The organism is Spirochaetota bacterium (assembly GCA_004297825.1).
GTDB lineage: Bacteria > Spirochaetota > UBA4802 > UBA4802 > UBA5368 > FW300-bin19.
Window position 1 is genome coordinate 1 of record SCSX01000073.1, and the last position, 15519, is coordinate 15519.

12 protein-coding genes, 1 other RNA gene and 1 pseudogene are annotated in these 15519 nt (G+C 55.0%); 6 read left to right on the forward strand and 8 right to left on the reverse strand.

Annotation, left to right across the window (positions count from 1 at the left end; all coding sequences use genetic code 11):
* Both EPN93_15855 and ssrA read left to right on the forward strand, forming a co-directional pair.
* Positions 1 to 480, forward strand: a pseudogene (locus EPN93_15855) (hypothetical protein).
* Between the two features lie 224 nt (positions 481 to 704).
* Positions 705 to 1055, forward strand: a transfer-messenger RNA (tmRNA) gene (ssrA, locus tag EPN93_15860).
* A gap of 3 nt (positions 1056 to 1058) precedes the next feature.
* Here ssrA and EPN93_15865 read toward each other — a convergent pair.
* From EPN93_15865 to EPN93_15885, 5 genes are read right to left on the reverse strand one after another with little or no spacing between them, the layout of a single operon-like run.
* Positions 1059 to 1688 carry a hypothetical protein gene (locus EPN93_15865; GenBank protein TAL32433.1) on the reverse strand — a complete coding sequence of 210 codons (630 nt, stop codon included), beginning with the start codon at positions 1686 to 1688 and terminating at the stop codon, positions 1059 to 1061.
* A 13-nt stretch (positions 1689 to 1701) separates the two neighbouring features.
* Complete coding sequence (locus EPN93_15870) at positions 1702 to 2277, reverse strand: indolepyruvate oxidoreductase subunit beta (GenBank protein ID TAL32434.1); 576 nt, start codon at positions 2275 to 2277, stop codon at positions 1702 to 1704.
* 7 nt (positions 2278 to 2284) lie between these two features.
* Positions 2285 to 3838 (reverse strand): indolepyruvate ferredoxin oxidoreductase subunit alpha, encoded by a 1554-nt coding sequence (locus tag EPN93_15875; GenBank protein TAL32435.1) that lies wholly within the window; start codon positions 3836 to 3838, stop codon positions 2285 to 2287.
* 1 nt (position 3839) lies between these two features.
* Positions 3840 to 4271 carry an amino acid-binding protein gene (locus tag EPN93_15880; GenBank protein ID TAL32436.1) on the reverse strand — a complete coding sequence of 144 codons (432 nt, stop codon included), beginning with the start codon at positions 4269 to 4271 and terminating at the stop codon, positions 3840 to 3842.
* A 14-nt stretch (positions 4272 to 4285) separates the two neighbouring features.
* The gene (locus EPN93_15885; protein TAL32437.1) at positions 4286 to 5590 is read right to left on the reverse strand and encodes a phenylacetate--CoA ligase; all 1305 of its coding nucleotides are present in this window, start codon (positions 5588 to 5590) and stop codon (positions 4286 to 4288) included.
* 228 nt (positions 5591 to 5818) lie between these two features.
* Here EPN93_15885 and EPN93_15890 point away from each other — a divergent pair, with 228 nt between their 5' ends.
* The 4 genes from EPN93_15890 to EPN93_15905 all read left to right on the forward strand — a co-directional run bounded on the left by EPN93_15890 (position 5819) and on the right by EPN93_15905 (position 11091).
* A complete protein-coding gene (locus tag EPN93_15890) occupies positions 5819 to 7246 on the forward strand; it encodes a hypothetical protein (GenBank protein TAL32438.1) in 1428 nt (475 codons plus the stop codon).
* A gap of 67 nt (positions 7247 to 7313) precedes the next feature.
* Positions 7314 to 8462, forward strand: a complete 1149-nt coding sequence (locus EPN93_15895) for a PAS domain-containing protein (GenBank protein TAL32439.1) — start codon at positions 7314 to 7316, stop codon at positions 8460 to 8462.
* Positions 8459 to 8887 carry an NUDIX hydrolase gene (locus tag EPN93_15900; GenBank protein TAL32440.1) on the forward strand — a complete coding sequence of 143 codons (429 nt, stop codon included), beginning with the start codon at positions 8459 to 8461 and terminating at the stop codon, positions 8885 to 8887. The genes EPN93_15895 and EPN93_15900 overlap by 4 nt, the downstream gene beginning before the upstream one ends.
* A gap of 29 nt (positions 8888 to 8916) precedes the next feature.
* Positions 8917 to 11091 (forward strand): alpha/beta fold hydrolase, encoded by a 2175-nt coding sequence (locus EPN93_15905; protein TAL32441.1) that lies wholly within the window; start codon positions 8917 to 8919, stop codon positions 11089 to 11091.
* 4 nt (positions 11092 to 11095) lie between these two features.
* Here EPN93_15905 and EPN93_15910 read toward each other — a convergent pair whose 3' ends face one another.
* Genes EPN93_15910 through lon form a run of 3 tightly spaced genes read right to left on the reverse strand, consistent with a single transcriptional unit; the run spans position 11096 to position 15506 of the window.
* Positions 11096 to 12418 (reverse strand): hypothetical protein, encoded by a 1323-nt coding sequence (locus tag EPN93_15910; protein TAL32442.1) that lies wholly within the window; start codon positions 12416 to 12418, stop codon positions 11096 to 11098.
* A gap of 5 nt (positions 12419 to 12423) precedes the next feature.
* Entirely contained in the window at positions 12424 to 13098 is a 675-nt protein-coding gene (locus EPN93_15915) for a hypothetical protein (GenBank protein ID TAL32443.1), read from the reverse strand.
* Positions 13095 to 15506 carry an endopeptidase La gene (gene lon, locus EPN93_15920; GenBank protein ID TAL32466.1) on the reverse strand — a complete coding sequence of 804 codons (2412 nt, stop codon included), beginning with the start codon at positions 15504 to 15506 and terminating at the stop codon, positions 13095 to 13097. Before lon ends, EPN93_15915 begins: the two co-directional genes overlap by 4 nt.
* Between the last annotated feature and the right edge of the window lie 13 nt (positions 15507 to 15519).

The window sequence follows — 15519 nt, forward strand, 5'->3', positions numbered from 1 at the left end:
ATGAAAAGAACACGAGGTTTTCTGTACTGCCTCATGCTGATCGCATTTGTCCTGGTCATCCCAGCGTATGCTGCCGAGGATAAGCATTACATCCAGGCCGATGACTATTTCATTACCGATGAGGAGTTTACCTCGCAGGAGTGGATTTATGTCCATCTTGCAAAGATGAAGACGCCCGCCACGGCCGAAACCAAGAACGAAGCCGAGTTCATGAAGGTAAAGGACGGTAACGATGTATGGACTAAAAACTTCTGGCAGACGCGAATCGCGACCGCGGACGACTTGAAGCTCGGAACAGTCGTGATCATCCTCGACCTTCAGGGCGACAAGGGCACTTACAGCGCTCCCCGGACAAAGGATGACGCGCGCCAGGGAACGTGGTTCATGGCCAAGATCACCGACGTCTCGGACCTCTACAAGAAGTATGTCACCGTTTCGGGCGGGTACAAGGTAAACCTCGACGGTATGAGGGTGCGTGTGAGCGCCGAAGCGCCCAAGGTGAAGGCAAGTATGGACGCACCGAAGCCGAAGGTTAAGAAGTAGAAACCACGAAAACACCGTAAAAAGACCCGCGTTTGAAGGCGCGGGTCTTCTATCTGGTACCCTAATATCCCCCCCGCGCCTGGTTTGAGAAATGTAAGAAACGCGGCACTGCATGGTAATAACTTGACGAAAAAGGGCCCTTTTTGTATCTTATTCCGGCAGGGGACGAAATGGTTTCGACTGCAATGGCGCGTCTGCAACTGCATACCGAGTGTGCCGTCAACTCGTTAATAATGGCGGGACTAAACGTAAAAGCAAACAACGACTACGCACTCGCAGCTTAAGCTGCGACGTCCCTGACAAGTTTGATCCTCTGGGGCTGTCAAGGGGCGTAAAATACAGCGGATAGCGACCGGCCCAGTTCCCGGAACCGGCGCGAAACACTAGGGAAACAGGTCCCAAGGACGGTGCCCTTTCCTGGCTGAGGGACTTAAATTTAAAAGAAAGGGACAAGTATGTAGAGGTTGTAGTGGCGTGTTGTAGGACGCGGGTTCGAATCCCGCCGTCTCCAATGGTTATTTTGTTACAAATTTCAGCCCGACCAGCGTTTCAACCAGTCGTTCACTGATTTTGTCCAGCAGCCTGTTCTTGATGGTTTCGGAATTCATTTCGTCGATCTCGAATTTATCGGCCTGACGGTCCGTGTAGGCTACCTGGAGATTTTTGTCGAGCACGCACACGGTGGAATCGAAGTCGATGAATTGCATTTCCATCGAAGAAATGCTGTAGATTTCATAAAAAACCATGCCATCGAGCTTTTTCTCCTCCATTATTTTCTTAAGTTCGGCCTCGTTTCCGCGAACATACATATTGATCACGCCGGACGATTTGAATTTCTGAAATTCCCCGTTTCCGGAAATCTGGTAAAATCTCTCCGCCTCGGAGGTGTAGGTGGAAACGGCGTCACTCGCCTGTGTAAGCAATATCAGACCCCTCACCGTAGTAAGGGCGCCGAGCCACTGGGATGCGCTTCTTATATAATCCTCTTTTTCGATTTTGCTGTTTTTGGAAATCCTCAGGATGAGGCCCGCGTTTGTGATCGATTTGAGGAGGTCTCCCTTCCGCGTGATTGATTCCGTGGTATACGTGGAACAGGAGAGAATGAACAGTGCGACAATGAGTGTAACCGGCAGTAAGCGTTTCATGGAGGCCTCCGGACTATTTCTTATAGAGCGCTTTGCCCAGCTGGAAGGCCTGCAGGTTCATATCGACGAACTTTTCTTTCACCTGCGCACGAATGGCGGTCTCCCACTGCTGCGGCGTGAATTCGAGAAAATTGGACAGCACGCCCAGCATGACGATATTGAGCGCTTTCTTGCTTCCGGCCGTCTTAAGAGCGCCGGCGGTGTCGATGATGACCGTATCGCCGGCGTTCGTGGATAACCAGGTTTCGAGATCTTCGGGATATTTTTCGAGGCCCGCCTTGACCGGCGCCGGATCGACCCGGTCGTTGTTGACGATGAGCACGCCGCCCTTTTTCAGGTATTCAAGTTTACGCATCGATTCAAGCATTTCAAAGGAAACGACGTAATCGGCCGTACCTTTCTCGATGAGCGGCGAGTAAACCTTGGAGCCGTAGCGCACATTGCAGTCGACGCTTCCCCCCCTTTGGGCCATACCGTGTACCTCGGATTCCTTGACATCGTACCCGGCGTTCATCGCGACTTCCATGAGTATTTTGCTGGCGAGAATAACGCCCTGGCCGCCAACCCCTGCGAAGATTACGTTCTGCATAATTCCCTCACTTGGTAAGAATACACTTTCTGGTGGAGATGATCACCGACGGCTCGGGGGCGGCGACTTCTTCGCGCACGGCAGCCTCGAACTCGGCCGTGTTCTTGGGATCGATCTTGCGCACGCGCTTCACCCCCACGGCGCGGCAGAGCAGTTCGAGGTCAAGCTCATGCGTCACCTCCCCCATGAGGGTTCTTCCCGTCGCGGGGTTGTCCTGGTGGCCGGTCATCGCGGTCACGCGATTGTCGAGGATAAGCACGGTCCCGGTGCCCCTGTTGTATACGAGATCGATGAGCGGGGTAATGCCCGAATGGATGAAGGTTGAATCGCCGATCACCGCAACGGAATTGCGTGCCATCTTGTCTCCCTGGGCCTTTTCGAAGCCCAGGTGCATGCCGATAGATGCGCCCATGCACCCCTGGCTGTGCATCGCCGAGTAGGGCGGCAGCGCCGCGAGTGTGTAACAGCCGATATCGCCGTTTACCACGAGGTCGAGCTTTTTCAAGACCTCGAACACGAATCCGTGGGGACACCCGGCGCACAGTGCGGGTGGTCTTCCCGGAATCTTGGAGGAGTAGACCGGAATATCGTTCAGGGGGCGTTTTTTGTTGAGCGCCATGTCGACGATCTCGGGGGTGAGCTCTCCCAGGATGGGAATGATCTCCTTGCCGATGGGCTTGTATCCCAGCGCACGAACATGGTCTTCAATGAAGGGATCAAGCTCCTCCACCACGTAAAGCTCTTCGACCTGGTTTGCGAACTCGCGGATCTTCGCGTCCGGGAACGGCCAGGTGAAACCGAGCTTAAGAACGGAGTCATCGGAACAGACTTCCTTGACGTACTGGTAGGCGACGCCGTTGGTGATGATGCCGCGCTTTTTGTTTTTCCATTCGATGGTGTTCAGGTCCGATTCCTCGGCATATTTCGTCAAGAGGGGCATCTGTTCTTCAATGAACCTGTGACGGGGACGCGCGTGAGCGGGAAGCATTACGTATTTCTGAAAATTGCGTACGAACGGCTTGAGGGTGTCCGATTTTCTTTCGCCCAGTTCAACGATGCCCTGGGAATGAGCGATGCGTGTCGTGATGCGCACGATCACCGGCCGGTCGAATTGTTCGGAAATATCGAAGGCGCGTCGCGTGAATTCCTTGGCTTCGGCGGGGCTGGTGGGCTCAATCATGGGAACCTTTGCGGCGCGGGCGTAGTGCCTGTTGTCCTGCTCGTTCTGCGAGCTCCAGGCGCCCGGATCGTCGGCATTGATGATCACGAGCGCGCCGTTCACCCCGGTATAGGAAAAGGTGAACAGCGGGTCGGCGGCGACGTTCAAGCCCACATGCTTCATTGCCGCCATCGCGCGCGCCCCGGCGACCGAGGCGCCGGCGACGACCTCGAGCGCGACCTTTTCATTGGGGGACCACTGCGCCTTGATTTCCGGAAAATCGCGCGCAATGGCCTCGAGAATTTCGGTGCTTGGGGTACCGGGATATGCCGCGGCAACGGTGCATCCCGCCTCGTACGCGCCCCGCGCGACCGCTTCATTCCCAAGAAGTACCTTTTTCATCTTATTCTCCAATAATATCGATCTTCTTCACGATCTGGTAACCCTCGTCGGCGAGCGCCTTTTTCGCCGCCTCGATGTCATCAAATCTAAAAATCATGACCGCCTTGTCATTTCTTTTTTCCGTGAAAGCGTACATATATTCGATGTTGAGCTTGTGCGTGCCAAAAATATCGAGCGCCCGCGCGAGCGCCCCCGGTACGTCCTCGATTTCGATCGCGAGCACCTCGGTGGTGCTGCATGTGAAGCTTTGCGCGCGCAGCGCCTTTACCGCCTCGTCGGGCTTATTGACCACGAGGCGGACTATGCCGAAGTCGGAGACCTCGGCTATGGTGAGCGTCATGATATTGATCTTGTTGTCGGACAGCACCTTGAGGGCGCTTTGCAGGCGCCCGGGCTTGTTCTCAAGAAAGAGCGACAGCTGGGTTACGTTCATGGCCTTCTCCTCGGTTATTTGAGATTGCGTCTGTCTACGACGCGCTGCGCCTTGCCCTCGCTGCGGGCGATGGACCTGGGCTCGACAAGCGTGATCTTCGCCGATACGCCGAGCACGCCCTGCATGCGCTGCCTGATTTTAGTGGACAGGTTGTTCAGGACCTTCACCTCGTCCGAGAATATTTTTTCGTTTACCTCGACCATTATCTCGATGTCGTCCAGTGCCCCCTTGCGGTCGACGATGATCTGGTAATGCGGCTCGGTGCCTTCGATTTCCATGAGCAGCGCCTCGATCTGCGAGGGGAACACGTTGACACCCCTGATTATGAGCATGTCGTCGGAGCGGCCGGAGACCTTGTCCATCTTCACGAGCGTGCGCCCGCACGAACATGAATCATAATATATCTTCGTAATATCGCGGGAGCGGTACCGGATGACCGGGCATGCCTCCTTGGTGAGCGACGTGTATACGATTTCCCCGGCCGATCCTTCCGGTAGTATCTCTCCCGTCTGGGGGTCGATAATCTCGACGAAGAAATGGTCCTCGAACACGTGAAGACCGTTCTTTGCGCTGCACTCGCAGGAGACCCCCGGGCCTATGACCTCGGACAACCCGTAGATATCGAACGCGTCGATACCGATACGCGTTTCGATTTCCTTGCGCATCTGCTCGGTCCAGGGCTCCGCACCGAATATTCCCGCGCGAAGCTTGGTCGACTTCCATTTATAATCGGGCCTGTTCTTTTCCACGTAATCCGCCACGTTGATCGCGTATGACGGGGTGCACGCGAGCATCGTGGTGCCGAAGTCCTTTATGAGCATGAGCTGCCGCTCGGTATTTCCCCCGGAAATGGGAACGACCGTCGCGCCGATTTTTTCCGCGCCATAGTGGACCCCGAGGCCGCCGGTAAAAAGCCCGTACCCGTAGGCAACCTGGACCATATCCTTTTCGCTGCCGCCGGCACAGGCGATGGTTCGGGCCATCACCTCCGCCCAGACCTCGATGTCATTTTTCGTGTAGCCCACGACGGTCGCGTTTCCCGTGGTCCCCGAGGACGAGTGTATGCGGATCACCTTGTCCATGGGAACCGCGAAAAGCCCGAAGGGGTAATTGTTCCTCATTTCCTGCTTCATGAGGAAAGGGACCCGCTTCATGTCGTCAAGCGAGTTGAACTGATCGGGGTGGAAGCCGGCCTTGTCGAACGCCTGGCGGTAGTGGGCGACGTTCTTGTAGGCGTGTCCCAGTGACCATTTGAGCCGTTCGACCTGGAGTTCCCGAAGCTTTTTGATAGGCATGGATTCGAATTCTTTATTGAACATCGCGATCTTCTCCAACAATAAAATTGCGGTGCGATCTTCCGGGATCAGGCAAGTGGATTATCACCATATGAAGGAAATGTTTTTTGTCAATCCAAAGACCCTCGCGTATACAATTTTTGAGATGCAGGGGAGGCGGACGGAGAGGATGGGCCGGGGCGGCCTTGGCATTCCAGGAAGCGTTGAAAAACGGATTCGTCCTGCGAATGGTAACTATTATTGCGAAAAAGTATGGCATATTACATTTTGACTTATTCTATTCAGTTGGCGAGGTTCTCCATGGACAAGTTCTTCTCTCCTCGATCTATCGTCGTGGTCGGCGCGTCTAACGGTCCCTTCAACCTGGGATCGACAATATCGAAATTTCTCGAGTACCTCCACTATACCGGCGAAAGCTACGTGGTCAATTCAAAGGGCGAGGACGTCCAGGGGGCCAGGGGATTTGGCTCGGTCCTGGACCTGCCGTACGCGGTGGACCTGGCGGTCATTCTTACCCCTGCGCGGGCGGTCCCGGGGATCGTGCGGGATTGCGGGATCAAGGGGATACGGAACGTGGTGATCGAGACCGCCGAGTTTTCAGAAACCGGCGAGGAAGGCCGGCGGCTCCAGGCCGATATCAGCCGTTTCGCGGATGAATACGGCATCCGCTTCCTGGGGCCCAACTGCCTGGGCACGCTGAACGCTCACGAAAGGTTTTGCTGTTTTTTCGGGTTCGTTCCGGGCATGTACGACGAGGTGTTCGACCGGCCGGGTTCGCTTTCATACGTAATCCAGAGCGGCGGGGTGGGGGTGCTCATCATGGATTCCCTCCGCAGGGACGTGAATAACGTCAACAAGATGGTGAGCATAGGGAACAAGGAAGACCTGGACGAGTCCGATATGATCGAGTACTTCAACGGCGATTCGACCGAGGTGATCGGCCTGTACCTGGAGAATATCAAGAACGGCAGGAAACTCATAGAGATCGCGAAGAAGGTGGAGAAGCCGATTCTCTTATACAAGGTGGGACGAACGGCCGAGGGCTCGCGCGCCGCGATGTCGCACACCGCGGGCATGGCGAACAATGACGTCATCCTGGATCACGCGTGCCGCCAGGCGGGAATCGTGCGGCTGAAGGCGATTAGCGAACTGCACGCCCTTCCCAAGATTTTCACCCATATGCCGCTTATACGCGGGAACAGGGTGGCGGTGTTTACCAATTCGGGCGCGTTCGGTGGCATCACGGCAGATATCGTCGTGGAATCGGGTATGCAGATGGCGACGCTCTCGGAGGCAACGCGCGAAAGAATCGGGAAAACCGGCAAACTTTTCAACGCGAGCAATCCCATCGACCTGGGGCCCACGCTCTCGAAGCAGGTATTCATCGATATCTTCGAGATCATTCTGTCATCGGACGAGGTTGATGCGCTTCTGGCGGTGCCGAACGTATGGCAGCAGGTGGTTATCGACGCGATCGCGGAGCTGGGCGGGATATGCAGGAAGTTCGATAAACCGGCGGCCATCTATATCCCCAACGCGGTGGAGCGTATCATCGCCGTGAGGAACGACTACCAGATTCCCGTATTTGAATCGCCGGAGGAAGCGGTGCGGGCGCTCAGGGTTTCATACGAGCATTTCCTGGGATTGAGAAAAAAGGAGCGCACGCCGCAGTTGGTCTGATAATTGTTCTTGCTCATTTCGTATAAGTCCTGGTAATATCGGTACATAAAGGCCTTTTGTACCTGATATGCCACGGGACGTGATGAAAATCAGCATTAGCGCCGCGACCTACCGGTCTGTTGTCGTAATCACCTGTTCCAGCTTTCTCGCGGCCGTCCTGTGGGGCGCTGTCTTCCGCGAGAATATGAGCGGGTATTCCATCGCCGCCGCCCTGGGATTCTGGGCCCTCCTGGCGTCCTCCTTCCTCATTCATAACTCATACCAGAATGGAAAAATCAATTCACTCAGGAATTTCGCGGAAAAACAGGAATTCGAAATCCGCTGGAAGAACCTGATGCTGGATAACACGGATGAGATGTTTATCGTGCTCAATATGTACGGCCAGATCGTGACCTTCAACCAGACGTTCGAAAATCTCATGGGCTTGCCCAGGTCCGACCTCCAGGGCAAGCCGCTTCGCGCGGTGTTCATGAACGAGGTCTACGAGGAAAACAGCAACCTGAGTTACGTGCTGCTCGACCGCCTGCGGGACGTTTTCCTGGGGAAAGAGACCCTGTTCACCTATTCGATCCGGTTCAAAGGAACCGACCGGGTCGTATCGATAAACCTGTCGATGCGGCCGGTTTGCAATAAGGGGGAGCTACAGAACATTCTGGTATCGGGACGCGCCGTACACAGCGACCGCATCGTCATGAAAAATCTGGTCGGGGAGGCCGGCCGCTACTGCATGGATAACAATATTTCCGACCTGTACCAGCTTTCCCACCGCCTGACCCGAAACCTGGAACGATGGCTCCCGCGCGCGCAGATATACCTCCTCCAGATGGCCCTCCAGGAAGTCCTGACAAACGCGGTCGAACACGGAAATCTGGAAGTCGACTACGACATGAAAACCGAGCTGCAGCAACGAAAGGGAAATTACTGGGACATTCTTATTAAGGAATGCAACAAGGATTACCTGGCGGCCCGCAAGGTGCATATTTCCTACAGCCTGGACGAGGAAAAAGTGGTGTACGTGGTGAAGGACGAGGGATGCGGTTTCGAATGGCGGAAGTACCTTGAACAGGAAGAGGAAGCCGGCGAGGGCGCGTTCGTCAGAACCTTTCATGGAATCGGGCTGCAGCTCGTGAAGAACGTATTCGAGCTCTCGTTCGGCCAGAACGGGAGCGAGATCACCATGGTGAAATATTTCCAGGAACACAGGCATTCGGCGTGAAAGAATACAGGAATCCGGTTCCCACTGTTGATATAATTATCGAGCTGGAGGACGATGCGGCGCACGGGCCGGGGGCGGATACACGGATAGTTCTGATTTACAGGAAAAACCCGCCCCACGGGTGGGCGCTCCCGGGAGGATTCGTGGATTACGGGGAGTCCCTGGAAGCGGCGGCGATACGCGAGGCCCTGGAGGAAACCTCGCTGCAGGTAACCCTCCGGAGACAGTTTCACACCTATTCCGACCCGCAGAGGGACCCGCGCCTGCACACCATCAGCACGGTGTTCATCGCCCGGGCCACGGGAATCCCGGTCGGTGCGGACGATGCGAGCCGCGCGGAGGCATTCGGTCTGTCGGCGCTGCCGGCGGACATGGCCTTCGATCACGCGTCGATCCTGGAGGATTACAGGAATTCCCGGTACTGACACGCATCCTCACCATTGACGGAGGAACCATGGAGCCTTCCAATCTTTTGCTCAAGCTCACCAAGCTGGCGCTGGATGCGATAATCAAGTTTTCCAAGGCGGACATCCGCGTCCACGATGCCGAGAGAATTCCAGAGCAGCCGTGCATTTTCGTGATAAACCATTTCACCCGCCTTGAAACCTTCGTGATGCCCTACATGCTGCATAAGCTTACCGGCAAGAACACGCTCTCGATGGCGCACCACAGCTTTTTTTCCGGCGCATTCGGAACCTATATGACCAAACTGGGCGCCATCTCCACCAAGGACCCGGAACGCGACCGGAAAATCATAGGCGCGCTGCTGCGGGGCGATTACTCGGTCATGGTCTTTCCCGAGGGCCAGATGGTAAAGGACAAGAAGCTCGTCGAGAAGGGAAAATACATGATTTACAACACGGGCATCCGGCGCCCGCCCCATACGGGTTCCGGTATTCTCGCGCTCAGGGCGGAATTTTACCGGGCGAAAATGGCCCATCTTTTGAAAAACGGCAATCAGCGGGAGCTGCAGGAGTATATCGGACACTTTGAACTCGGTTCCGCGGGGGAGGTGGAGCGAATCACGGGATTGGAGACGTGCATCGTCCCCGTCAATATTACCTATTTTCCCATACGCGCGAGGAACAACGCGATCAACCGCCTTGCGAACTATTTCGTGCACACGCTCCCGGAGAGGATCGAGGAGGAATTGGAAGTCGAGGGCACCATGATTACCGAGGGCGTCGATATCGACATCAATTTTGGCGCGCCCATTTACATGAAGGAATACCTCTCCTCGGGGGCTACCCGGCGGGCGATCGGGAACGAAAAGCTCTATCTCTCCGCGATCGAAATCAAGGGCGACCTCCACTTCAGCAGGGAGGCACTGGACCTGATGTACCGATATATGTACGCAATCTACGGTATGACCACGGTGAACCACGATCATATCTTCGCCTACATCCTTGAGCGATATCGGCGCCGGAAGATCCGCGTGGACGATTTCAAGAACAGGGCGTACCTTGCGATCGATCGCATACAGTCCGTCACGATGCAATCACACCACACCACCCTGAAAATGAGGCAGAACTACCTTCTCACTGACGACCTGCACGCGCGCTTCGTGAGCTTCATGGACGCCGCAAAGTCCGACGGCCTGATCTCTGAGGAACAGGGCTTTATCTATAAAAACCGGGATCGGTTTTCGAAGCTCTACGAATTCCACGATATCCGCAAGGATAACATCGTCGAGGTGCTGCGCAATGAGATAGAGCCCCTCGATCAAGTCGTCCGCAACCTGAACGCGGTAATGCGCGCCCCGGCGTGCATCCTCAGGAGGAGGATACGGAAGATGTACCGCGCGCTCGATCTGGAATATTTCGAACAGGATTACCAGAAATACTTCATTGAAGGGGAAAGCAAACCGCGGAATATAGGAAGGCCCTTCTTCCTGAAGCGTTTTTTTTCCAGTAAGGGCGTCCTCCTGGTACACGGGTACATGGCGGCGCCCGAGGAGATGCGCGCGCTGGGTGAATTTCTGTATCGCAGGGGTTTCACGGTGTACGGGGTGCGCATGCGCGGTCATGGCACCGCGCCGGAGGATCTGCAGGAGCGTACATGGGAGGAATGGTACGAATCGGTCAATCGGGGATATGTCGTGCTCAAGAACACCGTAAAAAGGATGGCCGTCGTCGGTTTTTCCACCGGTGCGGGGCTTGCCCTCCTCCAGGCCGTGAATAAGAGTGACCGATTCGCGGGGATGGTTTCGATCAATGCCCCCCTGAGGATCAATAATATCGGATCGCGGATGGCGTCCACGATCGTCCACTGGAACAATTTCATGGACAGGCTCAGCGTGAAGAAGGGGAAACTGGAATTCGTCGCCAATACGCCTGAAAACCAGCATATCAACTATTTCAGGAATCCGGTGCGCGGGGTGGCCCAGCTTGAAAAATTTATGCGGGTGGTCGACCAGAACCTGCCGGAGCTTTGCGTCCCCGCGCTCATCATCCAGGGATCGAACGACCCGGTCGTCAATCCCGTAAGCGGACCGGAAATATTCGACCGGATCGGGTGCAGGAACAAGGAACTATGCAGGCTATTCGCGGATCGTCACGGCATCGTGAACGGCGAGGGATCGCACCGGGTATTCATGAGGGTACTTCGGTTTCTGGACGACGTGATGTAAACGATCAGAATTTCGACGTAACGCCCAGGCCCGTATCGATGAAGCGTGTGGGCGCCTTGACATCCAGCGAAAAATTATTCTCCTGGACGCGGAACGATCCCTCAACGTCGGCATAAAAGACCGTCATGGTCAGGCAGGTTTTTTCATCAAGGGCATAATGGGCGCCAAAGGTAGCGTAAAGTATATCGACCTTGCTCTGGGATCGGGAACTGTTTGAATTTTCGCTCCCGGTCCTCGATGACATTTCCGATGTCGAATAACCCACTCCAAGCGTGAACGCGAGCTGCTGCATGACATTGAGCTCGACACCACCTTTGACATCGATTTTCGACTGCATTTTTGTATAAGTCTTTTTAAGCTGTATTTCGACGATGTCGGTATCGCTGGTGCTTTCCTGGTCATCAAGGGCCTTCGAGGGATACGCATTTTCGAGGGTATAGACGCTTTCGAACGCGCAGGCGAACAGCGGGGTGAAGCGCTTGTAGCCCCCCACCGCGATGCTGGCCGGGTCGCTGTAGCGCATGCGCTTTTTCGAGGTGACGGATTTGGAATATTTCAATAGTCCCGCCTGTCCCATACCGCTGATCGTATCGTCCAGGTCTTCGAACGTTAGGTCCATCGTTTCATAATAAAGCTCTGCATTTCCCGTCCGGATAAGTATCCCCGCCTGGCTGTCAGGGGTGGAAAAGAGGTATCCGAATCCCGCACCGACCGAAATTGCTGTGGCCGATTTCTCTTTCGTCAGTGTTTGTGTATGCGTTATGGGAGGGCCGTTGAAAAAGAATTTTTCCACGGTATCCGTTGTTTTAATATTGTATGCGGTTCCAACTTGAAAACCGATAGAGCTCGAGTCGCCAACTGGAAAGGCAAGCGAAAAGACAAGAGAGGGATTAAGTTCGACCTCATCCTCGGTGGATCGAAGTTCCCCGGACGGGGTGAAAATTTTTTGTTCCACTTTCGATGCATTATACAGATCGCCGCCCGCCTCCCCAATGGCGAAACCCATGATCGTGGAACCGGAGGAATAGGAATAGGCAGTGATCGCGCCAAAGGTCAAGGTTTCGGGGTCCGAGCGTTCAATCGATTGCGTATTTTCGCCAAGGGAAAAATCGGAGTAGAAATAGGGTCGATATTTTGCATAAGCCCCGAACGAGTGGGGAGATTTCTGGGTGACCAGGAGCGCGGGATTGCGCGCGGCGTCGAACGCGCCGTCCGAGACCACCGTGGTAATTCCTCCCATCGAGGTGCCCTTTATCTGCGCCGGAAGCGCGCCGGCAAAGGCCAGGAAAATAAATGTTGCGAGGAGGGGAGCGATAATCGTTCGCATGCCGGTCACTCGTAGAGGAAAGAAATATCGGAACCATCCTTTATCTGTAAAAGGGCGATCGGGATGATCCGGGATTCGTAGAGATTGATGGAGTCCATCACGCGGACCGAGAACTCCACCTCCTTTGGGTTGAATTTCGGGTGTTTGAATACCGTTTTCAACGCAAGCTCCTTTTTGTTTTCGAGCTCCTCCTCGGGAAGAACGGGCCAGAAATGATAATAACCTTTCGTTGATTTTTTAGTGGTGAACGGGTTTTTCCACCCGTCGTCGATCATGGCGACGGGCTTGTTGTCGTAGATGAGCGTGATCTCGACTTCCGGAATAATCGAAAAAGTGGTTTCCTCGAGCACCTCGCCCATCAGATGGGGGAGAAACCGGTTTTTCCTGATAATCTCGTCATAATTGGAATGGGCGATGGTGCTCCGCCTGTTTTTTATATTTTCAATCGCCTCGTGGATGAGGAAAAGGATGTCGGTGCGCTGCTGGAAATGGAACCGGCTGTCCATTTTTCCGTGTATGATGCCGCGCTCGCTCGTGATATAGCGCGGGGGCACGCGGTTCAGGGCATAGGCGATGATGTCCTGCTCGTAGATCTCCGACCGGGGTATGCTCGAATCCTTTTTTAATACTTCCTTGACCATGTTGGTGACGATGTCTTCCATCAGATTTTTGATTATCATGATCCCAGGCTCCTTTTTGTATTTTTCCCGAACGCGAGCGCTATTACATCACTGATATCCCCTACCAAGTGAAATTTCAAGCCTTTCTTGACGTAGCCCGGTATTTCGGCAAGATCCTTTGCGTTCTGTGAGGGGACAATGATTTCTTTCAACCCCGCCCTCCGGGCGGCGATGACCTTTTCTTTTACCCCGCCCACGGGAAAGACCTTACCGCTCAGCGTCAGCTCGCCCGTCATCGCGAGCCTTGGCTTGATGACCCGGCCGGAAATGAGGGAGTACAATGCGCATGCCATCGTGATTCCCGCCGAGGGGCCGTCCTTGGGGGTTGCCCCCGCCGGGATATGAAGGTGAAGCGTGTGTGACTGGAAGATCTTTTTCGCATTCTCATCGCCCTTCAATAAATGCTGCACATAAGTATAGGCGATATTCGCCGATTCGCTCATCACCTCTCCCAGTTGCCCGGTGAGTTTGAGCGCGCCCCCCTTCGTGTTTTCGGTTGCAAGCGCCTCGATGAGGAGCGTTGCGCCCCCGTAGCTCGTCCAGGCGAGCCCCACCACGATGCCCGGCTTCACTACATGGGTCAATTCGTCGTCGATAAACGTTTCCGGACCCAGGTATTCCCGGATCGTATCGTTGTTCATCGCCTTGTGCTTGAATGAGGGATCACGGGCGACCAGGGACGCGAGCTTGCGGCAGATGCGTTCGATGTTCCTCTCGAGGGTGCGCACCCCGGCCTCCCGCGACCACCCGTTGATGATGTAGATGAGCCCCCTCTTGTCGATCTGAAGCGCGGGACGGGGAAGGCCGTGCCGCTGGGCCTGCTTGGGGATGAGATAGCGCCGTGCGATTTCGTATTTCTCCTCGGTGATATACCCGGAAAGACGGATGATCTCCATACGGTCCGCGAGCACCGGCGGAATGGTGTCGAGCGTATTCGCGGTGGTGATGAAGAATACGTCGGACAGGTCGAAGGGAACGTCTAAATAGTGGTCGCGAAATTCCGCGTTCTGTTCGGGATCAAGAACCTCGAGCAGCGCGGACGCGGGATCCCCCTGGAAGCTCACACCGAGCTTGTCGATTTCATCCAGCATGAATACGGGGTTCCGCGACTTGCAGATTTTGATCCCCTGTATAATCTTGCCCGGCATCGCGCCAATATAGGTGCGTCTGTGGCCTTTGATCTCCGCCTCGTCGCGCATCCCGCCCAGAGACATCCGGAAAAATTTCTTGTTGAGCGCCTTGGCGATCGATTGGCCCATCGAGGTTTTCCCCACGCCGGGCGGCCCGATAAGGCAAATGATGGAGCCGCGCGCATCCGGCTTGAGCTTGCGGACCGCGAGAAATTCGAGGATGCGCTTCTTGACGTCGTCGAGCGCGTAATGATCCTTATTGAGTATCTTTTCGGCGCGGAGGATATCCAGGCTGTCATCGGTCTTGTGGCGCCACGGAAGCGCGAGCAGCGTATCGAGGTAATTCCTGGTGATCGAGTACTCGGACGTATTCACATCCATGAGGGTTAGTTTCTCGATCTCTTCCTCCGCTTTTTCCTTCGCCTCTCCCGTAAGTACGAGGTCGGCGAGCTTCTTGCGCATGTCCCTGATTTCCCGGGTGCGCTCGTCCTCCTCCATGCCCAGCTCGCTCTTGATCGCCTTGAGCTGCTCGCGCAGGTAGTACTCGCGCTGCTGCTTGTCGATCTTGTCGTTGATCTGTGTCTGGATTTTTTTCTGGATCGAGAGCACCTCGAGTTCCTTCTGTAACAGGCGAAGTACCTTCTCGAGCCGCTTCTTCACGTTCACGGTTTCCAGGATGTCCTGGTATTCGCTCTTCTCGAGGTTGAGGATGGAGGTCACGAAATCCGCGATCTTTCCGGGTTCGTCCACGTTCACCATCGTGAGCTTCATCTCCTCGGTAAAAAGGGGATTGTTTTCCGAAAGCATCTTGAGCTGGGAAAGGACCGCGCGGGTGAGCGCCTTGAGCTCCATGTTCTTCTTGACCTGTTCATCGTCCAGGTATTCGACCTCGGCGATGATGTGCGGTTTTTCCGAGATTATCTTCTTGATGGTGAAGCGCTTGATGCTGTTGATAAGCACGTTGATCCCGCCGTCGGGGAGGTTGATCTTCTTGAGTATTTTCGCCGCCGTTCCATATGTATAGAGCTCCCGGGGAACGATATCCTCAACATTGTCGTCTTTAAGAAGGACGAGTCCAATCGTGCGGGTCGTGTTGAGCACTTTTTCGATCGCGTCGGTAAACCTCCCCTCCGAAATTATCAGGGGGGTGACGATCCCGGGGAAAATGGGGCGGTAGCGGATGGGAATGATATATATTTGTGCGGGCAGAATCTGGTCGATCGCGATCAGGTCGCTCTCGAAAAGCTGGGTGTCAATCTGGATGTCCTTGTCATCCATGTACATTTCGTCA